23 protein-coding genes are annotated in these 25,969 nt (G+C 61.1%); 6 read left to right on the top strand and 17 right to left on the bottom strand.

The features are described 5' to 3' along the window. The first annotated feature begins 10 nt into the window (after nucleotides 1-10). A complete protein-coding gene (locus tag BKN05_RS02360; protein WP_286687865.1) occupies nucleotides 11-952 on the top strand; it encodes a hypothetical protein in 942 nt (313 codons plus the stop codon). On the opposite strand, the gene BKN05_RS02355 is transcribed toward BKN05_RS02360, so the two are convergent. Next, on the bottom strand, nucleotides 953-1,603 hold the full coding sequence (locus BKN05_RS02355) for a WKL family lipoprotein (RefSeq protein WP_286687864.1): 651 nt from the start codon (nucleotides 1,601-1,603) through the stop codon (nucleotides 953-955). A 108-nt stretch (nucleotides 1,604-1,711) separates the two neighbouring features. Between BKN05_RS02355 and BKN05_RS02350 the strand changes: the two genes are divergently transcribed. Next, nucleotides 1,712-2,605: an asparaginase gene (locus tag BKN05_RS02350; protein WP_198491684.1), complete on the top strand. Its 894-nt coding sequence runs from the start codon at nucleotides 1,712-1,714 to the stop codon at nucleotides 2,603-2,605. Here BKN05_RS02350 and BKN05_RS02345 read toward each other — a convergent pair. After that, nucleotides 2,602-3,990, bottom strand: a complete 1,389-nt coding sequence (locus tag BKN05_RS02345) for a DNA polymerase IV (protein WP_286687863.1) — start codon at nucleotides 3,988-3,990, stop codon at nucleotides 2,602-2,604. The genes BKN05_RS02350 and BKN05_RS02345 overlap by 4 nt on opposite strands. 304 nt (nucleotides 3,991-4,294) lie before the next feature. Here BKN05_RS02345 and BKN05_RS02340 point away from each other — a divergent pair, with 304 nt between their 5' ends. The 3 genes from BKN05_RS02340 (at nucleotide 4,295) to BKN05_RS02330 (ending at nucleotide 6,857) form a co-directional block, all read left to right on the top strand. Continuing rightward, nucleotides 4,295-4,918, top strand: coding sequence for a metallophosphoesterase (locus tag BKN05_RS02340; protein WP_286687862.1), 624 nt, complete (start codon nucleotides 4,295-4,297; stop codon nucleotides 4,916-4,918). A 65-nt stretch (nucleotides 4,919-4,983) separates the two neighbouring features. Then, a complete protein-coding gene (locus tag BKN05_RS02335) occupies nucleotides 4,984-5,628 on the top strand; it encodes a GntR family transcriptional regulator (RefSeq protein WP_286687861.1) in 645 nt (214 codons plus the stop codon). Next, complete coding sequence (locus BKN05_RS02330) at nucleotides 5,625-6,857, top strand: MFS transporter (RefSeq protein ID WP_049377633.1); 1,233 nt, start codon at nucleotides 5,625-5,627, stop codon at nucleotides 6,855-6,857. Before BKN05_RS02335 ends, BKN05_RS02330 begins: the two co-directional genes overlap by 4 nt. Before the next feature lie 70 nt (nucleotides 6,858-6,927). Here BKN05_RS02330 and ileS read toward each other — a convergent pair whose 3' ends face one another. Further along, the gene (gene ileS / locus BKN05_RS02325; protein ID WP_286687860.1) at nucleotides 6,928-10,098 is read right to left on the bottom strand and encodes an isoleucine--tRNA ligase; all 3,171 of its coding nucleotides are present in this window, start codon (nucleotides 10,096-10,098) and stop codon (nucleotides 6,928-6,930) included. A 288-nt stretch (nucleotides 10,099-10,386) separates the two neighbouring features. Between ileS and BKN05_RS02320 the strand changes: the two genes are divergently transcribed. After that, on the top strand, nucleotides 10,387-11,388 hold the full coding sequence (locus BKN05_RS02320; protein ID WP_286687859.1) for an HNH endonuclease signature motif containing protein: 1,002 nt from the start codon (nucleotides 10,387-10,389) through the stop codon (nucleotides 11,386-11,388). 75 nt (nucleotides 11,389-11,463) lie between these two features. On the opposite strand, the gene BKN05_RS02315 is transcribed toward BKN05_RS02320, so the two are convergent. The 14 genes from BKN05_RS02315 to BKN05_RS02250 form a co-directional block, all read right to left on the bottom strand. Beyond that, the gene (locus BKN05_RS02315; protein ID WP_049377639.1) at nucleotides 11,464-11,685 is read right to left on the bottom strand and encodes a hypothetical protein; all 222 of its coding nucleotides are present in this window, start codon (nucleotides 11,683-11,685) and stop codon (nucleotides 11,464-11,466) included. Between the two features lie 99 nt (nucleotides 11,686-11,784). Continuing rightward, nucleotides 11,785-12,960, bottom strand: coding sequence for a DivIVA domain-containing protein (locus tag BKN05_RS02310; RefSeq protein ID WP_286687858.1), 1,176 nt, complete (start codon nucleotides 12,958-12,960; stop codon nucleotides 11,785-11,787). Between the two features lie 203 nt (nucleotides 12,961-13,163). Continuing rightward, nucleotides 13,164-13,457, bottom strand: a complete 294-nt coding sequence (locus BKN05_RS02305) for a YggT family protein (RefSeq protein ID WP_049377641.1) — start codon at nucleotides 13,455-13,457, stop codon at nucleotides 13,164-13,166. A gap of 76 nt (nucleotides 13,458-13,533) precedes the next feature. Continuing rightward, the gene (locus BKN05_RS02300) at nucleotides 13,534-13,986 is read right to left on the bottom strand and encodes a cell division protein SepF (RefSeq protein WP_049377643.1); all 453 of its coding nucleotides are present in this window, start codon (nucleotides 13,984-13,986) and stop codon (nucleotides 13,534-13,536) included. A 104-nt stretch (nucleotides 13,987-14,090) separates the two neighbouring features. Next, nucleotides 14,091-14,789, bottom strand: coding sequence for a YggS family pyridoxal phosphate-dependent enzyme (locus tag BKN05_RS02295; RefSeq protein ID WP_286687857.1), 699 nt, complete (start codon nucleotides 14,787-14,789; stop codon nucleotides 14,091-14,093). Beyond that, a complete protein-coding gene (gene pgeF / locus BKN05_RS02290; protein ID WP_286687856.1) occupies nucleotides 14,789-15,520 on the bottom strand; it encodes a peptidoglycan editing factor PgeF in 732 nt (243 codons plus the stop codon). Before pgeF ends, BKN05_RS02295 begins: the two co-directional genes overlap by 1 nt. Before the next feature lie 24 nt (nucleotides 15,521-15,544). Next, the gene (ftsZ, locus tag BKN05_RS02285) at nucleotides 15,545-16,864 is read right to left on the bottom strand and encodes a cell division protein FtsZ (protein ID WP_198491693.1); all 1,320 of its coding nucleotides are present in this window, start codon (nucleotides 16,862-16,864) and stop codon (nucleotides 15,545-15,547) included. 313 nt (nucleotides 16,865-17,177) lie between these two features. Beyond that, nucleotides 17,178-17,849 carry a cell division protein FtsQ/DivIB gene (locus BKN05_RS02280; RefSeq protein ID WP_250409960.1) on the bottom strand — a complete coding sequence of 224 codons (672 nt, stop codon included), beginning with the start codon at nucleotides 17,847-17,849 and terminating at the stop codon, nucleotides 17,178-17,180. Beyond that, nucleotides 17,849-19,312, bottom strand: coding sequence for a UDP-N-acetylmuramate--L-alanine ligase (gene murC, locus BKN05_RS02275; RefSeq protein WP_286687855.1), 1,464 nt, complete (start codon nucleotides 19,310-19,312; stop codon nucleotides 17,849-17,851). Before murC ends, BKN05_RS02280 begins: the two co-directional genes overlap by 1 nt. Beyond that, complete coding sequence (gene murG / locus BKN05_RS02270) at nucleotides 19,313-20,413, bottom strand: undecaprenyldiphospho-muramoylpentapeptide beta-N-acetylglucosaminyltransferase (protein ID WP_286687854.1); 1,101 nt, start codon at nucleotides 20,411-20,413, stop codon at nucleotides 19,313-19,315. It abuts the gene before it with no gap. Between the two features lie 23 nt (nucleotides 20,414-20,436). Further along, nucleotides 20,437-21,837 carry an FtsW/RodA/SpoVE family cell cycle protein gene (locus tag BKN05_RS02265; RefSeq protein WP_286687853.1) on the bottom strand — a complete coding sequence of 467 codons (1,401 nt, stop codon included), beginning with the start codon at nucleotides 21,835-21,837 and terminating at the stop codon, nucleotides 20,437-20,439. Between the two features lie 29 nt (nucleotides 21,838-21,866). Next, nucleotides 21,867-23,258 (bottom strand): UDP-N-acetylmuramoyl-L-alanine--D-glutamate ligase, encoded by a 1,392-nt coding sequence (gene murD, locus BKN05_RS02260; protein WP_286687852.1) that lies wholly within the window; start codon nucleotides 23,256-23,258, stop codon nucleotides 21,867-21,869. Between the two features lie 42 nt (nucleotides 23,259-23,300). After that, nucleotides 23,301-24,407 (bottom strand): phospho-N-acetylmuramoyl-pentapeptide-transferase, encoded by a 1,107-nt coding sequence (gene mraY / locus BKN05_RS02255; RefSeq protein WP_286687851.1) that lies wholly within the window; start codon nucleotides 24,405-24,407, stop codon nucleotides 23,301-23,303. 30 nt (nucleotides 24,408-24,437) lie between these two features. Beyond that, nucleotides 24,438-25,967, bottom strand: a complete 1,530-nt coding sequence (locus BKN05_RS02250; protein ID WP_286687850.1) for a UDP-N-acetylmuramoyl-tripeptide--D-alanyl-D-alanine ligase — start codon at nucleotides 25,965-25,967, stop codon at nucleotides 24,438-24,440. Nucleotides 25,968-25,969 lie beyond the last annotated feature (2 nt).

The following is a 25,969-nucleotide window of genomic DNA, read 5'->3' as shown; positions in this document are numbered from 1 at the left end:
TTTGGTAAGCGTGTTTCGAGTCAAAGTTTTTGCAGCCCTGACCACAGCCGCCGTAGCGCTTACGGCGTGTTCCTATGAAAAGCCGGGACCCACGGTAGAACAGCCCGTGGGCCTGACTATCGACGCCCCACGCGTCACCGTGGACAATCCCGGCACCGGGGAGAAAAAGCTCCTGGAATACCGGGATATCGACTCCACGCAGGACGTGAACTACCGCGTTACCGAGGGTTTTTCGCAGGACTTGCTCAAAAAGTCCGCGGCCGAGAAGTTTCAGGCCTCCGACGTCGAATCCACCACCACTACCCTGCCGCTATCGGCCAAGGTAGATAAGGCTAGCGAGGACGTTGAAGATCAGCTGCCCGCTACCCGCAATGCGTTCGTCACGGCCGGAGCCCCGGAATCTACCGGAGATAAAGACATCTCCTCAGCAGAGGGATTCCAATTTGGTTGGCGTGGCCAAAACACCGGCCAGATGAATTCCTTGCGCTTGGCCGCACCCCAGGACGCCACGGATGAAGCCCGCGGCGCCGTCGAACAGGCGATTATGAAGCTGACGGCGCTACCCGTGGTTTTCCCCACCGAGGAGGTAGGCAAGGGAGCGAGCTGGACGGTGGATTCGCGCGTTACCGGCGAGTCCACCCTGCTGCAGACCACGCGCTATACGGTCGCTTCCATCGAGGGCGACCAGGTCAAGCTCAACGTGGAGGTAGAACAGCGGCCGTCGCTAGGCGCGCTGTCCTTTGAAGGCCAGGCCCAGGGCACGGAGTTGGAGGACAAGGAGCTCAAAGTAGTGGACTCCAGCACCCAGTCCAAGGGCACCATCACGGTAGACCTGAGCAAGCCGCTGCCCGTGGGCGGTGACGTGTCTTTCGATACGAAGGTCATTTATGGCGCCGCCGGCTCGCAGCTGCGCGTGGTGCAGTCGAGCCTGACGGAGCTGAACTTTTCCTAGTTACTCGGCCGGGGCTTCCACAGGGGCCTCAGCTGGCGCCTGCTCGGCGCCGGCAGCCGGGGCGTCGCCTTCAGCCGGAGCAGCGTCGCCCTCGGCCGGCGCCGGGGCGGGTGCGGAGGCACTGGCGCCGGTATCTGCACACATCTCCGGAACCTGTTCCGGCGGCACGGTGTTTTGGATGAGCGTGCAAGCCCACGCCTTGGAGAGCTTCCAGGTGCCATCTTCGTACACGAACTCCACCTGGTCAGCGGTCTGCTGCTGGCCGTCAGCGGTGGTGAAGTTCACGGTGGTCAGCACGGACTGCGGGTCATAGCCCGGAAGCACAGGATCGACGACTTCGAACTCGGCACCGGATTCCTGCTTGGACTGTGCCATGGTGTCAAAGATTTCCGGTGCGGTCTCGCCGCCCTGCACGGTGGCGGTCTTTTCCTGCTCAGAGGCGTTCGGGTCGGTGGCCTTGGCCAAGATGGCGTTGAGATCCGCCGGGGACGGCAGCGCTGGGGCGGCGGAATCGCCGTCGGAAGAGGCGGATTCCTGCGCCTCGGTGTTGGTGGCGGCGGTATCGTCCTGCTCGTCGTCGGAAGAGCAGGCGGCCAGGGCGGTGGCCGCGGTCAGTGCGAGGCACGCGGCGCTAAACTTGCGGAATTTCACTTCTAACTCCTCACGTCTGGGTTCTAAACTCCCATCAGTTTACAGCTGCACCAGCTTTTTCCGGGCTGCGCCCGCCGCGTGGGCGAAGATTTCTTTAACCTTAGGTGCATGACCCGACTTGCTTTGATCGCCACCGGCGGCACGATCGCGTGCACCACCGTGGCCGATGGTTCCTTGGTTCCCACCGTCTCCGGCGCGGACCTCGCCGCTGAAATCGACGCCGAGGTAGTGGAGTTTCGCCAGCTCGACTCGTCATCTATTACTTTGGCGGACCTCGATGAGCTCATTGCGGTGGTCAACGAGCACACCGCGCGCGAGGATATCGGTGGCGTGATCATCACCCATGGCACCGACTCCATGGAGGAAACCGCGCTAGCATTGGAGATTTTCTGTAGTGGCACAAAACCCATCGTGCTTACGGGCGCGCAGCGCGCCTACGATCACCCCGCGGCCGACGGCCCCACCAATCTGCGCGCTGCCCGCGAGATTGCGGCCAGCGGGCGCCCTGGGGTTTTCCTCTGCTTCGGCGGCGAGACCATCCCGGCGCGCGGTGCGCGCAAGCGGCACACCAGTGAACTGCGCGGGTTTGAGTCACTGCCCGTTCCTGGCACCACCCCACGTTTGCATCCTGCCCCGCTGGCGTCGCAGCGTATCGAGATCATCCCCGCCTATCCGGGAGCGGGGCGCCTGCTGGTCGACGCCGCCGTAAACTCCCCCACTTCCGGTCTCATTGTGGAGGCCATGGGCTCGGGAAATATGGGCGAGGACATGGGCCGCGCGCTTGCCGACGCCCTCCACGCCGACCTCCCTGTCATCATTTCTACCCGCACACCCTATGGCCCGACGGCGCTGGCTTACGGTGGAGACGGTGGTGGCGCAAGCCTGGGGAAACGTGGTGCCATCAACGCCGGATGGTTCCGACCGAGCCAAGCGCGAATCCTGCTCGCGGCGGCGTTGGCCACCGGCACCGATCCGGCGGAGCTGTTTACCCAGGAGGGCTAGTCCTCGCTGGTCAGCCAGTCCTGCCAATCCAGTGAGTCGAGCGGGTCTGCTGGCACGAGCGCGGGATCGTCGGCCGCGAAGGATGTGGTGCGGCCGGGACCCGTGGTGCGGGTTTCAAAGCGCACGCTCACCACCCCGTGGCCGGCGCCTTGAATCCAACCGTGGCCGTAATCGGGGTGGAAAACATCCTGCGTAGCGTGCCACTGGCTATCGGTTTCTTCTTCCACCGTTACCGTAGGCGCTGGAATGGCCGGTGTTGCGTCGTCGCTCACCCCAGTCTCATAGTCCGTATCCGCCGGTGCAGGACGCACGATCTCACGGTCGAGCTCCGGAAAAAGCACGTCTTGGCGAGCGGCCTCTAGCCCGGAATAGCTCACCCCTACCAGGCGGATGGGCCCCAGCTCATCGGGGTAGCGGGCAAGCTTGAAGGCGGCAGCGGTAAGCACGGCGGCGTCGTCAGTCGCGTAGGGCAAGGTGGTCGAGCGCGATTCGATATGAAAATCCGCCATGCGCAGCTTCACCGTTACGGTGCGCGCGCCGCGCCCGTCCTTAAGCAAACGACGGTGAGCGCCCTCCGCCGCGCGAGTGATGGCTGCATCGACCTCGGGGCCAGTCTGCAAGTCTTTCGGGTAGGTGTGCTCGGTAGAAATCTGCTTAGAAATAGCACGCGGCGCCACCTCACGGTCATCAATGCCGCGGGCCAGCTGCCAGAGCTGCAGCCCCACCACACTGCCGATAGAAATCTCTACTTCCTTGCGCGTCATCGCCGCTAGCTGCCCAATGGTTTCTACGCCGATGGACTTGAGCTTCGCCCCGGTCACCGGACCGACTCCCCACAGCTTGTTCACCGCAAGGGGGTGCAGCATATCTAGCTGGCGCTCCGCCGGGATAACAAAGGTGCCATCAGGCTTCGCTTCGCCCGATCCAATCTTGGCGAATTGTTTGCCCGATCCCGCCCCAATGGAGCACGGCAGACCCGTCTCTTCCCGAATGAGCCCGCGCAGCTCATCAGCCCAGCGCTTGACCTCCTCCGCGCTCGCCCCTTCTAGGGCGGCGGGTTCCATAAAGGCCTCATCGATGGAAAGCTGCTCGATGACCTCCACGTGTTGCGCGATGATGCCAAATACGCGCCGCGACGCCGCCGCATACACCGCCCGGCGCGGCTGCACTACCACCGCGCGAAGTCCAACAAGCTGCTGCGCGCGATACATCGGCATGGCCGAATGCGCGCCGTACTCGCGCGCCTCATAGGAGGCGCCGGCCACCACGCCGCGCCCACTGGTGCCTCCCACCAAAACGGGACGCCCCTGCAGCGTAGGCCGGGTCAGCTGCTCGACGGAGGCGAAAAACGCGTCCATGTCGATATGTAAAACCCAGCGTTGCATGCGGCCCAGTCTAATAGGCGTACCTCCACATGCACTCCTGGATGTTTGCATGCCGTTAATTAAAGCTTTAATTTCCTTCCATCTCACCGCCACCCGCCCGTAAAGTCATCTATTTAGGTTTTCAAAGACACTTTCTCCAGAAAGTAACCCTCAGCCTATGAAGCCTCCATAGTTGCACACGGAGTCCACAACTCGCCTCGCTCCTTACTGTCCGAGCCGAAGATATCGACACCACAGCCCTGAGGAAACAATCGCCATTGCACGTATTTCCCCTCGTCTTGGTAGCACAAACGAAAGGCCGCACATGCCCGCTAGCATCTTCGTCTTTTCAGATCTCCACTTAGGTCTCCCTGGCGCTCCTGGGGTGGACTGGGCCCTGCAGGCATTCGAGGTTGCTGCCAATAGAGGGGCCACGGCGTGCGTGTGCTTGGGCGATATCATTGACCGTAACGCTAACTCGGCCGAGTTTGTACCTCAGGTCCGCACCGTTATGGCCCATGCTGTCACTCTGTTCAGCGAAGTCCGCTTCATTTCCGGCAACCACGATACCCACCACAACCTGGACTTCCCGCCCGAGGTCACAGTCCACGGCACGCAGGTGCATACCTTTCACATAGGAAACACCACGGTTCTAACCGCAGCGGTGGCCACCGATCCGGACCCGCGCCGCCTCCAGCTTCCTCCCCGCCGCAGCAACGGCCCCGTCCTCGGCCTCCTACATTCTTCCGTCACCGGTGAGTTTTCTAAAGGCACCTGCCTACCGCTTTCCGTGGCTGAGCTACAGGCCTGCGAGGCCGATGCCTGGATACTTGGGCACGTCCACACCCCGCACACGCTTGCCGACGCCCCCTTCATCGGCTGGGTCGGCATGGGGCACGGCTTACTCTTCGACCCTGATACGTGCCACGTCACACGTTTGTATTACTAGATTCGTTCCCCACAAATCCCACTCATATTTTTGCTTGCATGCAGGCTTGCATGCAAGATGGATGCATGTCCAATGAACGAATGCAGCCCGCCGCGGAGCGCGCCTATGACTTCGTCAAAGAGAAGATCATTGACGGTTCCTTCGAGCCCTCGCAGATGCTTTCCGAGGCCTCCCTGGCTACCGAAATGGGAATTAGCCGCACCCCAATGCACGAGGCTTTCCTGCGCCTAGAGGTCGAAGGCTTTCTACAGCTCTACCCCAGGCGTGGTGCGCTCATCGTGCCGATCAGCCCGCAGGAAATTCGCGAGGTCTATGAAGCACGCTTGCTCGTAGATAGGCACTGCGCTGAGAAAATCTGCGCCATGCCTGACACCGAGCGCGCGGACATCGCTGATCAGCTAGACGCGACCATCACGGAACAAGACGCTGCGTTGGATGGCGCAGACCTGCATGCCTATACGCATCTTGATGCGCGTTTCCACCAGATCATCATGGATGGCGGTGCCAATACCCTGCTGGCTGGGCTGGGACACCAGCTGCGCGAACGCCAGCAGCGTTTTACCGCTACGGCCATTGGCCGCAACGTAGCCCGCGCCCGCACCTTCGTGGATCAGCACCGCACGCTTGCCGATGCCCTCCGCGCCGGCGACCTCGACGCCTACCTTTCCGCATTGGACACCCACCTAAGCAACTCGAGGAATCAACTATGACCGAAAAGTTTGCCAAACACTCATGGTTTCCCGTCGCTGGCAGCATGGTCGCTGTCGCGTGGGGCGGCAATGAGTTCACCCCTCTCCTAGTTATGTACCGCGAGGAGTCGCACTTCTCGCAGGTCACCGTCAATGGCCTCTTGGCCGCCTATGTGCTCGGCATCGTGCCGGCGTTGCTGATTTCTGGCCCGCTTTCGGACTACATTGGCCGCCGCCCCACGATGCTGCCTGCCGCGCCGCTGTCACTGTTGGGTTCTTTCCTGTTATCCATCGCGCCGAACGAGCCGCTCGTCATCGCCGTGGGCCGCATCATGTGCGGCTTGGCTTTGGGCATCGTCATGGCTGTCGGCTCCACATGGGTGGCAGAGCTCATCACCCGCGCTGGCGGCGATCCAGCTGCCGGGCCGCGCCACGCCTCCATGTGCCTGACCTTAGGTTTCCTCATCGGCGCCGGCCTCGCATCGGTACTTGCCCAGTGGGGTCCGTGGCCCACCCACTTAGCGTATATCCTGCACATCCTCCTCACGGTTGCCACCGCCATCTGGTTGATGAAGACACCGGAGACTCGCCCACCGCGTGGCGCCACGGTAAAAGACACCTTCCTTGACTTAAGCATCCGCGACATGCTGCGCATGCTGCACATTCCCTCCGCAGCACACCGCCGCTTCGTGCGCATTGTCCTGCCAGTCGCACCGTGGGTCTTCGGCTGCGCTGGCGCCGCCTATGCCCTCCTGCCCCAGCTTTTATCCGAGTCCGCCGGCGATGCCCCCATCGCTTTCTCGGGCCTGATGACCGTTATCACCTTGGGCTGCGGCGTCGGCATCCAGATGCTCGGCAAGGTCATCGATACCAGCCGCTCCGCCCGCGCTTCCGCAGTTGCCATGGGCGTTATCACTGTGGGCACCATCCTCGGCGCGGTTGCCTCCCATACTCGCTCCCTGCCGCTCGGAATCGCCGGCGCGGCGGTCATGGGCGCAGGCTACGGCCTCGCCCTGGTCGCCGGTCTGTCCGAGGTCCAACGCATCGCCCGCGCCGAAGAACTCGCCGGCCTCACCGCCGTCTACTACTCGGTGTCCTATACCGGCTTCTTTATCCCCATGGCCTTCAGCGCACTCGCGCCGCTGGTCGGCTTTACCACCCTATTCCTCATTGGCGCCGTGCTCGCAGTGTGCTGCCTCATTAACGTGGTCCTCGGTTGGCGCGCCCACCTGCCTGGCCCGGTCCGTTAAGTCCTATCACTCATAAAAATTGCCCAGCCGCACTGGCTGGGCAATCATTTTTTAGGTGGCAACGTACGCGCTACTGCTTGACGACGGTAGCGCTAACCCCCTTCACCACCTCGTGCACATCCGCACCATCGAGCGCCTCGGTGGTCACCTGGAAATCGGTGGCGAGCACTTCACCGGCGATGTGGTCGGCGTGACGCTCCGCCCAGGCCTTCTTCTCCTCGGGGACAGAGAGTACGGCCGCGATGCGGTCCGAGACCTCGAACCCAGAAGCCTTGCGGGCATCCTGGAGGCCGCGGATAACGTCCGCCGCCCAGCCTTCGGCCTCGAGCTCTTCGGTCACCTCGGTATCGAGTACTACCAGGCCGTCAAGACCTTCGATACGCGCGGTCGACTTCGGATTCGCTGCCTGCAGGCGCTCGGTGTACTCATCCGGGCCAAGCACGATATCGCCGTCCACTACAACCTCTTCGCCGCGGCGTTCGTAGTTGCCCGCCTTGAGGTTCTTGATGGCGCGCTGCACGTCCTTGCCCAAGCGCGGGCCAGCGACCTTCGCGTTACAGACAACCTGGAAGGTGCCTACCGAATCGACGTCGTCAGTAAGCTCAACTTCCTTGACATTGACCTCGTCGCGAATGATATCGACAAAGTCTGCCAGGCGCTGCGCCCCGTCGAGGGCCACCGTCAGCTTCGGCAGCGGCAAGCGGTTGCGCAGCTTATTGGACTTGCGCACCGAGGACGCTGCCGAGGCCACCGCGCGGGTCGCATCCATCGCAGAGACGAGATCTGCATCAGACGGGTAATCCGCGGCCTGCGGGTAGTCTGCCAAGTGCACCGAACGCTCACCGGTAAGCCCGCGGTAGATAACCTCCGCCACGTGCGGTAGCAGCGGTGCCACCACGCGAGTCACAGTCTCCAGCACGGTGTACAGGGTATTAAACGCCTCAGGATGGGCGTCCTCGCCCTCCCAGAAACGATCGCGCGAGCGACGGACGTACCAGTTGGTAAGGACGTCGGCAAACAGGCGCACCTCTTCGGTTGCCGTGGCGATATCGGTATCGGCAAGCGCCGCGTTGACATTGGCCACGACATCGTGGGTCTTAGCCAAGATATAGCGGTCCAAAACATGCGCGGAGCTGGTGTCGAACTTTGCTTCCTTCTCTGCGTAGAGCTGCAGGAAGGTATAGGCATTCCAGATAGGCAGGATAGCCTGGCGCACGCCCTCGCGAATGCCCTGCTCGGTCACGATGAGGTTGCCTCCGCGCAGGATAGGCGAGGACATCAAGAACCAACGCATGGCATCCGAACCATCGCGATCAAAGACCTCGTTGACGTTCGGATAATTGCCCTTTGACTTAGACATCTTAAGGCCATCGTTGCCCAGCACGATGCCGTGGGCCACGACCTTCTTATACGCCGGGCGATCAAAAAGCGCGGTGGACAGCGCGTGCATCACATAGAACCAACCACGCGTCTGACCGGAGTACTCCACAATGAAGTCGGACGGCGAGTGGGTTTCAAACCATTCCTTGTTTTCGAATGGGTAGTGCTTTTGCGCAAACGGCATCGAGCCAGACTCAAACCAGCAATCCAGCACGTCTGGCACGCGGCGCATCATCGACTTACCGGTCGGATCATCCGGGTTCGGGCGCACCAACTCGTCGATATGCGGACGGTGCAGCGACTCCGGACGGACACCGAAATCGCGCTCCAGCTCGTCCAAGGAGCCGTAGACATCCATGCGCGGATAGTTGTCATCATCGGACATCCACACTGGGATAGGTGCACCCCAGTAGCGGGTACGGGAGATATTCCAGTCGCGCGCTCCCTCGAGCCACTTTCCAAACTGGCCATCCCGGATATGCTCCGGCAGCCACTCAATCTCCTTGTGGTTAAGCTCCACCATGCGGTCGCGGAACTCCGTCACCTTCACGAACCACGCCGGCAGCGCCATGTAGATAAGCGGCTCGCCCGAGCGCCACGAGTGCGGATAGGAGTGCTCGATGGTGACGTGGCGCACCACTCGCCCAGCAGCCTTCAGGTCCTTAATGATGTCCTTATTCGCATCAAAGACCAGCTGGCCTTCATACGGCGGAACCTGCGAGGTGAACTTGCCGTCCTCATCCACTGGGATAACCAGCTCGATGTCGTACTGGTTGGTGGTATTCATATCGTCTTCACCAAACGCAGGAGCCTGGTGTACCACACCGGTGCCGTCCTCCGTGGTGACGTAATCGGCGATCAAAACCTGGTAGGCGTTGCGCAGATCCGGGAAGAAGCCGAAGATCGGCTCATAAGTAAAGCCCTCGAGTTGCGCGCCGGTAAAGGTCTCCAGCACCTCGGCCGCCCCTAGTTCCTTCTCCAGGGTGGCCAGCAGGTTTTCCGCCATGATGAAGGTACGGCCAGCGAAATCACCCTCCGTAGCCTTAAAGAGCACGTAGGTAACCTCTGGATGAACCGCCAAGGCCTCGTTCGAAGGCAAGGTCCAAGGGGTGGTGGTCCAGGCGAGGAAGGAGGCGTCGGCAAGCGCAGGGTGTTCCGCCAACGTCTTTTCTGCCGCGCTTCCCTCGCGCGCGCCCTCCACTGGGAAGGTAACCGTCAGGGTCGGATCCTGGCGCATCTTATAGGAATCATCCAGGCGGGTCTCCTGATTGGACAAAGAAGTGTGCTCCGCCCAAGAGTACGGCAGGACGCGGAAGCCCTTGTAGATCAAGCCCTTGTCATAAAGCTCCTTGAACGCCCACATGACCGATTCCATGTAGTCGATATCCATGGTCTTGTAGCCGTTTTCAAAGTCCACCCAGCGGGCCTGGCGGTTGACGTACTCTTCCCACTCGTCGGTGTACTCCAGCACGGACTTGGCGCAGTATTCATTGAACTTTTCCAAGCCCATGTCCTCGATCTGCGCCTTTTCAGTGATACCCAGCTGCTTTTCCGCCTCCAGCTCGGCGGGCAGACCGTGGGTATCCCAACCGAAGACACGAGGCACGTAATTGCCAGCCATGGTGCGATAGCGCGGGACGATATCCTTCACATAACCGGTCAACAGGTGGCCATAGTGCGGCAAGCCATTTGCGAATGGAGGGCCATCATAAAAGATGTACTCTGGGCAGTCCTTGGTCTTTTCTAGCGAAGCCTGGAAGGTATCATCCTGCTTCCAGTACTTCTGGACTTCCTCTTCCATATCTGGGAAGCGGCTGGAGCCGCCAGTCATGTCGACCTTGGGGTAAACCTTTTTCGCCATAATTATCCTTCACTCTTAACACGGTGCAGGGACGCGCCATCAAGGCTCGCGGTACCACCCTGCTTGAGCCCGAAGGCTCCGCTTCGTTTCGGTGAAGGAGTTGACGGTCCCACCCGTTCAGTTCTACTGGGCCACACTGGCTGTTCTTCTGAATTGCTCCCCGGTGATGGCCGGATCACTGCGTGTAGGCCACAGTATAGCGCCCCAGAATCTTCGTACACAAGAAGTTATCCACAGGCTAAAAATTTTCCCTTGTGGGGGCTTGCGCGGGGAAATAAATTGTGAATCGTGAACGCGCTAGATACTTACCTCGCAGCCATGGCACCCGGGATGGACATCGTCCTCGGGTGCGCAGGCATGTCTGAGGACGACCTCTGCGCGCGAGGCGCCGCTGAAAAAACGGCCCGCGAGTTGGCATTGCTAAAAGAGGCGTACTGCGGCACGACCAAGTTCACTAGGAAGCGTCGTCGTGCTATCGAAGGTGCCCAGCACAATGGGCATTCCATCGTTGCTTTATCCATCATTGAAAAGTATGCGCGCAAGATGCCTACGCTTTTTGACGCCTGGGTCCTCCGCGAACAGCTATGCACCACCAAGGCCACAGCAGGGGCGCTAGAAAAGCTGGCCCAGTCCAAGGTCCCGAAGAAAAAGCGCAAGGTGAAGCCTGGTGTACGCATCATCAGACGCAAGGATGCGCCGTGGACGCTAGCGATCGATGGCTCGTCTTCGTTTATTGCGGACCTCCACGCGGCGGTGGAAAACCAGGATAAAAAGCCGCTGGATGTGGTGGAAGATACCTTCTTCGGCAACAATACGGGGCAACGAAGCACCGTGGTAACCAACGTCATCGTGCAGCTGGAGGACTACGTGCGCATCGTCAACGGTGACGGTGAAGAAATCACCTTGCAGATGACCAACGGAGCAACGCTTACGGGTGCGCAATATGTGCGCCGCGCATTAAAGGAGCAGGGGCTCATTACCCTGCTGAGCCCCTATGAAGGCGCGGTGAACCTGTACCGCACGGAGCGCTTCGCCAATACAAAGCAGCGGTTGATGGCGGGCGCGGAAAACCCGGTATGCCCATGGCCGCGCTGCGCTAAGCCTGCCGACGAATGCCAAATTCACCATCTGGAGCCGTGGTTGCACGGTGGATTGACCAATATCGCGAACTTATCCACAGCTTGCGCGTACCACAATGGCGCCAACGATGACGATCCCAATGCCCCTCCGCTGCGCGGGCGACTTGCCCGTACCAACGGACAGATTCAGTGGCAACCGCCCGATTGCTAGAACCCGACTGCGAAATAAGGCGCTTCGTGCGCCTTATTGGCATGCCTGCAACCGAAAGCTTGCGGTCTCGCGGCGTTAGTCCTCGCGGAAGGCCGCGCGCAGAGCCTCTTGTTCGGGGGATTCAGTTGCTTGGGCTTTGTCAGCGCGATGCTTATGCGCCCAGTCCAGGATGAAACACACGAGTCCGAGTCCAGCAGCGGCGAAAACGATATACAACGACCAGTCGGCTCCCGAGATAACGAAGTTGACCAAGGCCACGAATGCCACGAGGGCGAGAACTAAAGCGGCAACGAGCACAGTGGTTCCTTTCGGTAGGAGCGGGCTAAAGCACGACGGTCTAAAACAACAATAGCGCCCCCGCCGCGGTGGCGGAGGCGCTACGAAGAACGGGGTGGCTTAATTGTTGCCAGCCTCGCCGTTCGGTGCGGCGGTGCCGCGGGTAGCCAACTCTTCCAGCTGAGACTCGAGGAGGGTCTTCAGGCGAGTGCGGTACTCACGCTCGAAGGTGCGCAGCTCGGAGATGCGAGCCTCCAGTGCGGTCTGCTGCTGTTTGACGGTGTTCATAACCTCGGTGTGCTTGCGCTCGGCATCGGCCTGCAGCGAAGCGGCCTTCTCCTCTGCCTGGCGGATTTGTGCCTCAGCGCGGGAGGAAGCATCAGACTCGGTCTGCTTTGCCTTAGCCTCAGCGTCAGATATCAGCTTCTTGGAGCGGGAATCTGCATCCTGCAGCTGGGCGTCGTACTTCTTCTGGGCGTCGGCAAGCTGTGCCTTGGAGCGGGAATCTGCATCGGCCAGCTGCTTCTCAGCGGCAGTGCGTGCCTCGGACAGCATGGACTCGGACTCCGCACGAGCCTCGGAGGTCAGGCGGTCTGCCATCTCCTGTGCCAGCCCCAGAACGCGGGCAGCCTGCATGTGGGTTTCTGGGGTAGCCAGGCCATCGGCGGTCTGAGCAGCACCAGCACCTGCGATACCCGCAGCCGCTGCACCAGCCTTGGAGGAACCAGCTGCGGAAGCGGACTTCTTCAGTTCTTCGTTTTCCTTCTTGGAAGCCTCGAGGTCCTTCTTTGCCTGGGCTGCCTCAGCGCGAGCTGCCTCGGCGTCCTTCTTGGCCTGAGCCGCCTCATCGCGGGCTACCTTCAGGTCTGCGGAAGAGGAAGCAGCAGCGGAGCCAGACGCCTGTGCCTTGGAAGCCTCAGCCTGAGCTGCCTTAACCTGCTCCTGTGCCTTCTTGGTCTCTTCCTTGGCACGGGAAACCTCGGACTTGGAGTCCGCCAGCTTGGTTTCGTACTCGGCGCGCAGCTTAGCCTCAATCTCCTTGCGCAGCGCAGCCTCATCGGTGCGGGTGGAAGCCGCAGTTGCGGTACCAGCAGCACCGGCGCCAGCACCCGCCTTGGCCTGGGAGTTCAGATCGCTAACCTGCGCCTGCAGGTCTTCGTTCTCATCCTGCAACTGGGCAAGGGCGTCCTCTACGAGGTCGAGGAACTGATCCACCTCGTCTTCGTTGTAGCCGCGCTTGCCAATCGGCGGCTTGCTGAACGCGACGTTGTGAACATCAGCTGGTGACAGTGGCATGTCTTCTCTTCCCCTTCAGGTTGGTACAACCCCGGAGCTTCCAGGGCCTTAGGAGTGCGGTTCAGGTCTAACTAAACCTTCCCCACAAAGGTACATGTGGTTCATAATACGGGTTATCGCGATTTATCGTAACCAAACGCCCACAATAATCGACGCCCCGCCGAGTCTCAACGTTTACCACAGGTTTCGAGGCGACGGGGGTGTTAAGTCAGAAAAATCATCTGCAAGATCAGTGTGAGTATCGAGAGCAAGACGAACAGTACAAGCACCGATACATCAAGCGCTATGCCACCCATTTGCAGGGGCGGGATCAGGCGCCGCAACGCCTTGACCGGCGGGTCCGTAATTACAAACAAAGGCTCCGCTATAACCATGAACCAGCGTGGAGGGTTGAACTGCCGCGAGAAGGACTGGATCATCTCAATAATGATGCGGGCGATGAGCACCCACGTGTAGATCCGCACGAGCAGGATAAGAATAATTCCGAGTTGTGTCACAATGACCGAGCCTATCGAATAAACCCCCGCGGGTGCCCAATCGGCACCCCGCGGGGGCTAAATGAACCGTGCCGCTCTAGCGCAGGCCTGCGGCACGCTCGAGTTCGTGCTTTGCAATGTCTGCAGACTTAGGCACGATGGAAAAGACTTTGCGCTCAGTGTCCATGCCCTTGGTGAGGTTGAGCATACGGCCCTCCAGGCCGAAGCAGAGACCGGCAGCGAAGTCGATGAAACGCTTGGCGGTGGCCTTTTCGGCGTCAGTCAACTCGAAGACCACAGCATCACCGTCGCGGAAGGGCTCGCCTACCTTGGCGGCATCATTGAAAGACGTCAACGAAATAGCCACGATAGTCGGAACGAATTCCTCGTGTACTGGCGCCGGCTCATAGGACTGCGGGGCGCGGCGAGGTGCGTAGGCCGAGGAGCTATTTTCGGAGTAACGCGGCTCCTCGTTGTAGTAGGCATCGTCTTCTTCGATATCCACCGGGCCCAGCCCGAAGAAATCCTTCGTCTTATCAATGAATGACATTTTTGGGTCTCCCTCTGACCTAAATTTGTACAAGTCTAAACGCGTAAAATGTGTCTGGTGTGACTCATGTGATTTACGCTGTGAAATGCGCTTTTGCGATGTTTTTAACCTACTGGCCGCGGTCCCATGATGCTGGTTCCGACACGCACGATATCGCTGCCCGCAGCAATTGCCTCGGCCATGTCCGCACTCATGCCAGCAGACATTTTCAGCGGTCGATTGAGATCAGACGATAAGCGATCTACCTCTCCACGCACGTTCCGGAATACCTCACCTGCGTCGGCGTCGAGAGGCGGAACAACCATGAGTCCGGCAAGTTCCAAGTGCTGCGCGTCTTCTACGGCACGCACGACCTCATCGAGTACGTCTGGAGTTACACCACCACGAGCCCCATCGCCGTCGACGGAGACTTGGATGAAAACTGGCAGATTACCTTCGCGCTCGCCTCGTTCCTTGGCTAAGGAAACGCCTCGCTCCAGTGCGTGGGCGAGTTTGAGGGAATCAAGCGAATGCACGCTGGCCGCCCATCGGGCTACATGGTTGGCTTTCTTGGTCTGGATTTGGCCAATCATGTGGAAACGCAGCTGCGGCAGCTCAGCGGCCTTGGCACGGGCCTCTTGTTCCCGGTTTTCGGCGACGTCGGTAACTCCTAGATCTGCCAGCAGGGAAATATCCGCAGCTGGGTGAAATTTCGTCACCGGCAACAGCTGCGGCGGTTTCCGCCCTGACTGCGCTGCTAGCCTTTCAATCTCGGCACGGGTGTCCGATAGGTTGTGTTCTAGCTGTGCCTTTCGGTCTGACATTACTTAGCCTCCAACCAAATTAGTCCAGCCTGGCGGCCGGTGGTTCCTTCGCGCCGATAGGAAAAGAAGTCTTCGTCTTCAATGGTGCAGCGCGGGTCGGATTCAATCGCGGTGATACCTAGCCCCATGAGCTGGCGAATCAGCCCTGCGCGCACATCGATGCCCCACGTGCCCTTCGACGTCCGAGTCTTGGAGCCGGGCAGGCGACGCTCGACGTCAGTGGCCATTTCCTCGGGCACTTCATAATTCTTTCCCAAAGCAGCCGGCCCCATAACCACCTGAATGCGCTCGGGCTGTGCGCCAAGCTTCTGCATTTCGCGCACGGTATTGACCACAATGCCGTTGCGGGCGCCCAAGCGGCCGGCGTGGGCGGCAGCAATGACGCCAGCGGCGACGTCGACAAGCAGCACCGGCGTGCAATCCGCAACGAGAACGCCTAGCCCGAGGCGTCGCTGGGTGGTGACAATTGCGTCTGTGGCTGGCACGGGCTCGTCCTGTGGACCATCGACGACGGTGACGGTATTGGTGTGCAGCTGTTCCATCCACACGATGTCGTCCAGACCGGTCACGCGCTTCAGGCGCTCGCGGTTAGCGGCAACCGCGGCGGGGTCATCGCCAACATGGTGCCCCAAGTTGAAGGAGTCGTATGGAATAGCAGACGCCCCGCCAGCACGGCTAGTAAAAACCATGCGGACGGGGCGTGTGGTGCGATGTTCCTCGTTTACTGGCATGCACACCAGCGTAGCGCTTTGCGCTTAGCGCATGAAGGAAGGCACGTCCAGATCGTCGTCGCCGTCATCGTCACGACGCTGGGACGGGCGGGACAAACGGTAGTCATCGCGGCGTTCCTCGCGGGAGAAACGATCAGAGTTGGTGAACAGACCGCTAGATTCTGGGCGACGCTCCTCGGCAGGGCGCTGCGGGGTGTAGTGCTCTCGCTCCTGGCCGGCGCGCGGCTCATAGGAGTGGCGCGGGGAGTAGTCATCCTGTACCGGCTGAGCGGCAGCAGGCTGCGCCGGCGCCGGGGTGACGGACTCTGCATTCTCGCGCTGACGATTGTCAAAAAGAGAACCCGGCTTGCGCTGTTCCTGTTGCGGCTGCTGATCGGCAGCAGCCTGAGCCATGTTGGCCTCGGCGTCAAAACCAGTAGCAATGATGGTAATGCGAATCTCATCGCCCATGGTGTCATCAATGATGGTGCCGAAAATGAGGTTGACGTCCTCATCGGCGCGCTCTTCCACCATGGAGGCGGCGGCATTAACCTCGTGCAGGCCAAGGTCGGAGCCACCAGCAATGGAAAGCAGCACGCCCTTGGCGCCTTCCATCGTGGATTCCAGCAGCGGGGAATTAATGGCCTGCTCAGCGGCAGTCATTGCGCGGTTATCGCCGCGGGCGAAACCGATACCCATAAGCGCAGAACCGGCATCGGACATGACGGAGCGGACGTCCGCAAAGTCGACGTTGATCATGCCCGGGATGGTGATCAGGTTGGTAATACCCTGCACGCCATTGTGCAGCACCTCATCGGCAGCGCGGAAAGCCTCAACGATGGAGAGTTCTTCCCCACCGAGCTGCATCAGGCGATCGTTTGGGATGACGATGAGGGTATCGCAGACCTCGCGCAGCTCCTCAATACCGGCCATGGCCTGGCGGGTGCGGCGAGCACCTTCGAACTTGAACGGGCGGGTGACAACACCGACGGTCAGCGCACCCATTTTCTTCGCGATAGACGCCACGACCGGAGCAGCACCGGTGCCGGTGCCGCCACCCTCGCCGGCAGTCACGAAGACCATATCGGAGCCCTCGAGGGCGTCTTCAATTTCGGACTTGTGGTCTTCTGCGGAGGTCTTGCCTACCTCAGGGTTAGCGCCGGCACCGAGGCCGCGGGTGGCCTCACGGCCAATGTCGAGCTTGGTATCTGCGTCAGAGAAGATGAGGGCCTGGGAGTCCGTGTTGATGGCGACGAACTGCACGCCCTTGAGGCCTTCTTCGATCATGCGGTTCACGGCGTTGACGCCGCCACCGCCGACGCCGACGACCTTGATATCCGCGAGATTGTTATTGGAAGAGATCATGTGAGTTGGTCTCACCTTTCGCTACTTTAAGTCTGCACGTGCATTAAACGAGGAATGTAATGCGGTCCGCCGAGGGCGAATCGCGTTCCTTTCCATCTTTAACGACAGCGGTGTAATTTTCACGCACATTTTCCGCGTGTCGAGACCCTCAAGTTCCACTTTAGGGTTTCTCACCTGCGGTTTTGCTTGTCACACCCGTATCATCCGCCCCATGGTTCAGGCACTGAAATGGGCCCGTGCAGCGCACACGCCTAAGCGGTGCTGCACGGGCCCACAAGCGCGATAGAAAGTACCCGCGGGGGCACCCGTCGCCCTATCCGCGGGTGGTGACCAACTCAGGGTTGGAAATATTCCACTCGCGGCCTTCCATCTTCAACACGGTGGCGAAGGCATGCGCCTTGTCCTCATCGTTGGAATCGCTGGCACCCCAGAAGATGCGCCGGTCATCTTTGGTGGTGAAAGTCAGCGAATATTCGCCCGCCACTTCCAGCTTTGCTACTTGGTTGCGGACGTCGTCGGAAAGCGCTGCAATCGCTCGCACCGCATCCTGGGTTTGCGGGGAGCCGCTATCGACGGAGCCCGTCACCTCAACCGCGCCCGCGGGAGGCTCAGCGGAGGTAAATTCCTCGCCTTTATCATCGATCAGGTAGGGCTTATTATCGCGCTTTACAAACGCCACGGCCTTGTGCTCGGCCACGTTGATGGTCAAGGTCGAAGGGAAATCGCGAGAGACTGTCACCGAATCGACCCAGTCCAATCCAGCAACGCCGGAAGCTGCCTCACGCGCGTTAACGCGCAGCAAATTTTCGCCCTTGGGAACCCCAGAGGCTTCCTCCACCTGCGCGGGATCGAGCTGGTGGACGCCTTCGACGTGAAAATTGCGTACCTTCAGGACGGGAACTGTCCACATCACGGCGGCCGCTATGACGGCCACGGCGACAATTGCGGCGATGACCCCAGCGATGAGCTTTGCGGAGACGCGCACTAGCTTGCCCGCAATTCATCGAGGATTTCCGCCGCCACCATGGTTACCGAGCCAGCACCAATGGTCAGCACCACATCGCCTGGCTCCACCACCGACACGACGTCGCGGGCGGCGGCGGAAAAATCCGGCTCGAAAATGACCTGCATATCAGCGGGCATCTTATCGGTAATGATGCGGGAGGTAATTCCCTCCACGGGCTGTTCGCGGGCGCCGTAGATGTCGAGGACCACGGCGGCGTCGGCAAGCGAGAGTGCTTGGGCAAACTCGGCGTCGAATTCCATGGTGCGTGAGTACAGGTGCGGCTGGAAGCAGGCGATGACGCGCCCGCCGTGGCCTTCCGCCTCGACCTTGGCGCGTGCGGCCCGCAGCACTGCCGCAACCTCGGTGGGATGGTGCGCATAATCATCAAAGACCCGCACGGGCTTGCCCTGCTTGTCGACGCTCCCCCGGTACTCAAAGCGCCGGCGCACACCGCTAAAGTCAGCCAATCCCTCGGCGATGGCGGCTGGAGCGCCACCGGAGAGCACGCCGGCGATCAAGGCGCCCATGGAATTGAGCACCATGTGGTGGCCTGGGATCTGCAGCTCGTAGCGCACGGTTTCAGAAACGCCAGGAAGGTCGAGCTTGACGGTGGTGTCCATGCCTTCCGCGGTGGTCTCTTCGCGGACCAACTCGGCGGCCAGTGGCACAGTAGAGGTAAAAGACTTCTCCGCCGAGCCGTAGGCCACGACGTTGATGCCGCGCTCCAGCGCCCGCTCGCCAGCCCGGGCAGCGTGCTCGTCTTCAGAGCACACAACGAGGTAGCCGGTTTCCGGAGTAACCAAGTCAGCAAAGTCATCGAAGACTTGGAAGTAGGCTTCCTCGCTGTGGAAGAAGTCGAGGTGGTCGGGCTCGATAGTCGTGAGCACCGCGACGTCCGGGCTATAGCGCAGCAGCGAGGCATCGGATTCATCGGCCTCGGCGACGAAAGCTTCCCCAGTGCCACCGTGGGCATTGGTGCCCGCGCGGTTGAGCTGGCCGCCGATGGCGAAGGAGGGATCAAGACCCGCGTGTTGCATCGCGCTCACGGTCATCGACGTGGTGGAGGTTTTGCCGTGGGTGCCAGCCAACAGCACCTGCTTGTGGCCTTCCATCAAGGCGGCGAGCAGATCGGAGCGGCGAATTACCGGAATATCGTTATCCTTTGCGGCCACTAGCTCCGGGTTGTCTTGGGGAATGGCGGCAAAAGAAGTAACCACGACGGTGGGCAGTTCGCCAGACAGTCGCAGGTTTTCTGCGGCGTGGCCGATGGCGACTTTGGCACCCATGGTGCGCAACACCTCAACCGGGGTGGAGTCTTTGACATCGGAACCTGTGACCACTCCGCCGCGAGCGGCGAGGATTCGCGCGAGCCCCGACATGCCGGAACCACCAACGCCGATGAGGTGGACGCGGCGCAGATCGTAGTGTGCGGGATCGGTCATTTACTTGTCCTTCCTTCCAGCGGCGTCTTCGGCCTCGGATACGCGGGCGGCGATGCGGTCTGCGATGGTATTGGCCACGTCCCCAGCGCTGGTATGGGCGGCGGCGTGCGTCATCGACTCGAGGCGTTGCGGGTCATCGAGAATGCCGCGCACCTCGGAGATGAGTCGCTCTGCGGTCAGCTCCGCGTCCGGGATCTGGATGGCGGCGCCTGCCTCGACCACGTCGCGGGAATTGAGCGCCTGTTCGCCATTGCCGTGCGGCAGCGGAACGTAAATGGCCGGCAGGCCTGCGGCGGATACTTCGGCGACGGTCATCGCGCCGGAGCGGCACACGATGAGGTCAGCCACCGCAAGGGCGGAGCCCATGTCCTCGATATACGGCAGTGCGGCGTAGTTCGGGTGTTCTGCGGGCGGGTCATTCTTCTTGCCGTAGGCGTGCAGAAGCTGGAAGTCCTGTGCCAAGTCCTCTACCGCTCCGGCAACAGCGCGGTTGATGCTGGCCGCGCCTTGGGACCCGCCGGTGATGAGAATGGTGGGAAGCTCGGACAGGTTCCACTTGGTGCGCGCGTCTGCGGCCAGGTTGCCATTCGGGTCCTCCGCCAAGCTCGGGCGAACGGGGATGCCGACGACCTCGCCCGGCATGCCAGAATCCGGGTGCGCGTTGAGTCCGATGCCGCCCATCTTTACACCGAGCTTATTGGCCATTCCAGCCAAAGCATTGGTCTCGAGAACATAAAACGGGATGCCGAGGGATCGCGCAGCGATATAGGCCGGCCCGGCCACGTAGCCGCCGGTGCCAAAGACGACATCCGCCTCGACGTCCTTGAGTACCTGCTTGGCCTCCCCCACCGCGCGGGAGAGGTTAAACGGTAGCTTGAAGAGCTGCGCGTTGACCTTGCGCGGGATCGGCACGGGGGTAATCAGGCTCAGGTCCACGCCGCGGGCGGGAATGATATCGCGCTCGAGGCCCTTTTCGGTACCGAGAGCGGTGATGCGTGCGCCGTGGCGCTCGCGCAAAGCTTCGCCCACGGCGAGGGCGGGTTCAATGTGTCCGGCGGTGCCGCCACCTGCGATGACGACGGAAATAGGCGTGGAATTCATAGCCTAAAGGCTACCAGCGCCACCTACCGATAGCGGCGCTCGGCGCGCGGATAGCGGCGGCCGCTTCCGGTCACGGGGCGTCCAAAACGCTCCTCGCGCACGCGGGATCGCGGCTCCTGCGGACGAGCGTGACGACCCCGCTGCTTCTTCTTCGGCTTCGGCACCGGCTGCGGCTCGCCGATGAAAAAGAGGCGGTCGAACAGTGGGCGGCCGAAATTCTGCATGGCGGAAATCTGCATCGGCTCATGACGCGCCACGTTGCACAAGATGCCCATCGAGCCGATCGTGATGATCGCCGCGGTACCGCCGGCGGAAATCATGGGCAGCTGAATACCGGTCACCGGCAGCAGGCCAATGACGTAGCCGATATTCACGAAGGCCTGCGTGACCACACCGATGGTCAGCGTGGCAGCGAGCAGGGACTGGAACTGGTTCTGCGCGCGCATTGCGGTGCGCAGGCCCACATAACCCAAGGCGGCGAATAGCACGATGACGAGCGCACCGCCCCACCAGCCGAGTTCCTCACCCACGATGGCGAAAATAAAGTCATTCTTCGCCTCGGGCAGGTAGAACCACTTGGCACGAGATTGGCCGATGCCTACGCCCCAGAAGCCGCCGTCGGCAAGCGAGAGAAAGCCCTGATAGGACTGGAAACCCGTACCTTGAGTATCGGAGATATTGCCCACTAGGGCGTCGAAATAGGTGTGGAAGCGGTTAGAGCGGAAGCCGCCAGAAAGGAAGATAAACAGCAAACCACACACTGCTGCGACGCCGATGGTCGCGGGGACCCGCCAGTCGACACCCGCGAAAATCAGGGTGAAGACCACCACGAGGGCAAAGGACAAAGCCATACCCAAGTCGCCCTGAAAGACGATGAGCAAGAACATAACGCCGGCGATGAGGGAGTACATCATGAAGGGATCCGTCACCTTCATGGATTTGTGCTCCTTATCCGCCAATACGGTCGCACCAAACATGCCTACGGCGATGCGGGCAAGCTCCGAGGGCTGCAGGGAGAACGGGCCCAAGTAAATCCAGGACTGGGAACCTACCTCCTCGCGGCCGGTGCCCACGCCGGGGATCAGCACGGCGATGAGCAAAATGATGGACAAGCCCACAATCCACGGCACGCATTTGCGCAGGGTATGCGGCGACACCTTGAGGCCAAACCAAAAGGCAACGAGGCCCAAGAACACCATCACGCACTGGCGCAATGCCTGGTTCCATACGCCGCCGTCTTCTGTCAAAGAGGTGGCCATGGAGGAGGAAAAGACCATGAGCACGCCGATGCCGACGAGGAAAAAGATGATAAAGCGCAGCAGCTGGTAATCAAGGCCTGCTTCCTGTCGGGCTCGCTCGCGCAGGTCGCGAACGCGGTCGCCAAAACTCTTGGAGCGCGGGCGCTGCTGGGAGGTGGCCGTCATGTGTTCTCCTGATCCTTAAATCTAAAGCTCTACTTACGGGTAAGCTCCCGCGCGGCCGCGGCGAAAAAATCACCGCGTTGAGCCATGCCGGTATACATATCCAACGATGCCGCAGCCGGCGCCAAAAGAACGGTATCCCCGGCGTCGGCGTGTTGCAGTGCAGCCTCCACCGCAGCATGCATGGCTGCGACAGGCTCCTGCGTTTCGATGACGTCCACCGGGGCATGCGGCGCGTGCGCGGCGAGTGCCCGGGCAACCTCTTCCCTATCCACGCCTAGGACTACCGCGGCCTTGATGTGGGCGGCGTGCTTGGCGACGAGCCCGTCTACCTCCGCGCCCTTCAACTGCCCACCAGCAATCCAGATCACGGAATTGAGCCCCTTGAGCGCCGCATCCGCCGCGTGCGGGTTGGTGGCCTTGGAATTATCGATGAACGTGATGCCGGAATGCTCATGGACCACAGCGCCGCGGTGCCCGGCCACGGTATACGCTGCCAGCCCCTGTGCAATGGACTCCGGGGTGGCGCCTGCCAGACGCGCGACGCTGGCTGCGGCCGCAGCGTCTAGGACTCCTGCCAGGCCGGCGGGCTCAATGCCCTCTGCGGACGCGAGATCCTCGCGCTGCTCGTTAAGCCGCGAGACAAGACGGCCGGCGCTTACGCCCACCTCTCCCTGTGTGGGTTCAGCGGCGGTAAAGCCGTAGAAGTCTGTGGTATCTGCGGCGTAGCGGACCGCCTCGGCGTCATCCTTGCCCACCACAGCGACGTCACCGGAGAGCACCTTGGCCTTCGCGCGGGCATAGGCATCGAACGATCCATGCCAATCCAGGTGATCGTCTGCCAGGTTCAGCAACACGCCCACATCCGGGCGCAAGTGGCTGGACCAATGCAACTGGAAAGAAGATAGCTCGGCGCAGAGAACGTCGACGCGAGGGGTGGCCGTGAGGGCGTCGAAAAGCGACACGCCGATATTGCCCACCGCCAGTGCGCGCTTGCCGGTGCGCTGGGCATCTGCCTGCATGATCTGGGCCAACATACCGGTAGTGGTGGTTTTGCCGTTGGTTCCGGTAACTACCAGCCAGGTGCGCGGCGCGCCGAAGACGCCCGCACGATCCAGGCGGTAGGCCAGCTCCACGTCACCGATGACCTCTACCCCAGCGTCCTGGAAAGCAACCAACAAAGGCGAATCGGGACGCCAGCCCGGCGAAGTAACCACAAGGTCAAAATCGCCCTGGGCGGCAGAATCGACGGAGACGGTTGCTACCCCGAATTCCTCCGCCAATTCCGCCAGCGCGGTCTCGTTGGAATCTGCAACGGTGGTATCCACCCCGAGGCTTGCCAGCATAGCGACGCAACCGCGCCCCGATACTCCCGCCCCGGCCACGAGCACTCGCCCGCGCAACGAGGATGGCAACTCGGTCATCTCTATTCCTCTTTCCTCGATAAAGCTAAAAAGGCGTGAGTCTTAGGAAGCAAAGCCGACGGCAGACAGCCAGTCGCCGTAGAAGATGCATACGCCGGCAATAGCGGCCATGGCGCTCAGCAGCCAGAAGCGGGTGACGACGGCGGTCTCGGCCCAGCCACCATTTTCAAAGTGGTGGTGGATGGGCGCCATGCGGAAGAAGCGCTTACCGGTGCTGCGGAAGACGATGATCTGGATAACCACGGAGACCGTCTCAATCACGAAGATAGCGCCGATGATGATCATGAGCAGTTCGGTGCGAGTGGTCACCGATAGGCCGGCGACGAGGCCGCCGAGTGCTAGCGAACCGGTATCGCCCATGAAGATCTTTGCCGGAGCGGCATTCCACCACAAAAAGCCCAAGCAACCTCCCAGGCCAGCTGCAGCCAGTACGGCCAAGTCGAGCGGATCGCGAACCTCATAGCACCCTGCCGCTGGCGACACGGCGCAAGAGTTGCGGAACTGCCAGAAGGAAATCAGTGCATAGGCGCCCATCACCATCGCGGTGGTGCCTGCGGCCAAGCCGTCGAGTCCGTCGGTGAGGTTCACGGCGTTCGACCACGCAGCAATGAGTAGATAGAGAAAGACCAGGAAAACAATGGTGCCGATGATGACGCCGCCCACGGCGATGTCGAAGGTTTCAAAATCGCGAATGAAGGAAAGATTGGTAGACGCTGGGGTTAATCCGTGTGCATCTGGGAACTGCAGCGCCAGGAAGCCGAAGATGAGCGCCACCGCCAACTGACCTACCAGCTTGGCGGTCTTGTTCAGGCCAAGGTTGCGCTTTTTGAACAGCTTGATGAAGTCATCGGCAAAACCCAGACCGCCAAGGCCCATCGTGAGGAAGTAAACCAAGAGACCGGAGGGGCTAAAGCCACCGTTACCGGTCACGCGGGCATAAATTCCCACCACGAGATAAGCCACGGTGATGGCCAGCAAAATCGCCAGTCCGCCCATGGTGGGGGTGCCGCGCTTGCGCAAGTGCAGCTGCGGCCCGTCCTCGCGAATTTCTTGCCCCTTGCCTACGCCAGAAAAGTAGCGAACCAACATGGGAGTGGTAAAGATCGCGACGAGGAAGCTGAGGATGCCCGCGATAATGATCTGAGTCATTGCTAGAGATCTTTCTCCTTGTACTGAGGACTAACGGCGATTGAGCTGTTCTGCCACGCGCCACAGGCGCTGGGCATTCGATGACTTGATGAGGATTACATCTTTGGCCTCGCGCCCCGTCCAATCTTCGATGCCGGCAGGCGCTACCCTAATGATGTCTTCGACCGCCGCCGCAGCGGCGTCAACACCCGGGCTGATAGTAGTATTTATACCCCGCGCCTGGGCGGCCTCAACCATGGCCCTCATATTATCGTTGTCTCCCACGGCCACGAGGTGGTCAACATGGTACTTAGAAAGCACCTCTCCCAATGCGCGGTGGGCGGCCACTGCTTCTCCGCCGAGCTCGCCCATCTCACCGAGCACGGCGATGGCGCGGGCATCCGGTCGGGCGGCCGAGGTATAGGCCAGCGCGGCAATGGCCGCGTGCATGGAATCGGGGTTGGCGTTATAGGAATCATCGATGGTGGTTACTCCATCGCGGCGGGTACGCACGTCCATGCGGTGTTCCGAGGCATTCTGATGCCCGGAAAGCGCGTTAGCTACTACCTGCGGGTCCATTCCCGATTCGATAGCAGCCGCGGCCGCAGCCAAAGCGTTAGAGACCTGGTGCTTGCCAAAGACCTGCAGCTTTACCGGAAGCGGGTCCGTTCCCGGCGCATGCAGCACAAACGAGGGACGGGCGACGTCATCGAGCTGGATATCGCTGGCGTAGTACTGGGCGTCGGAAGCCGGCGGCTTATTGGCCGAGTAGTAGACGACCTTGGCCGAGGTGCGCGGCGCCATGCCGGCGACGAAGGGATCATCGGCATTGAGCACGGCGACGCCGCCCTCAGCGGCCGAGGGCAAGGCTTCAACGAGCTCGCCTTTGGCCTGGGCGATATTCTCGCGTGAGCCAAACTCACCCAAGTGGGCGGTACCAACATTGAGTACCACGCCGACGGTGGGCGCGGTAATGGTGGTCAGGTGGCGGATATGACCGATGCCGCGGGCAGACATTTCGGCAACCAGGAAGCGGGTATGCTCATCGCAGCGCAAAGCGGTATACGGCAGGCCGACCTCGTTATTAAAGGAGCCGGGAGGAGCGACGGTGTCGCCCTCAGCGCGGAAAATGGTAGCCAGTAGGTCCTTGGTGGAGGTCTTTCCGGCCGAGCCGGTTACGCCCACGATGTCTAGGCCCTGCTCGGCGGTCAGGCGGCGCGTGACTTCTCTCGCGATATCGGATAGCGCCTGCACCACCGCGGCGGCCGAGCCGTCCTCGTCGTGCGCATAGATATCCGCGTTGGCGGCATCACCGGTTACGCGGCCTTGGGGCTTGACGACGACCGCCGGAACCCCCACCGGCCGCGCCGCCAACACCGCCACTGCGCCCTGCTCGATGGCCTTTTCTGCATAGTCATGGCCATCCACACGGGCACCGGGTAGGGCAAGGAAAAGCCCGCCCTTCGTTACCTTGCGGGAATCGAATTCGATGAACCCGGTAACGCGCTGGTCTGGGTCAGACACGCAATCGAGGTTGCCCCCGGTAATTTCGGCAATATCGGCAATAGAAAGTGGAATCATGT

This window comes from Corynebacterium sp. S5S1 (assembly GCF_001913985.1).
GTDB lineage: Bacteria > Actinomycetota > Actinomycetes > Mycobacteriales > Mycobacteriaceae > Corynebacterium > Corynebacterium marquesiae.
Note: the sequence above shows the minus strand (reverse complement) of the source record. Positions and strands in the feature narration are given on the sequence as shown.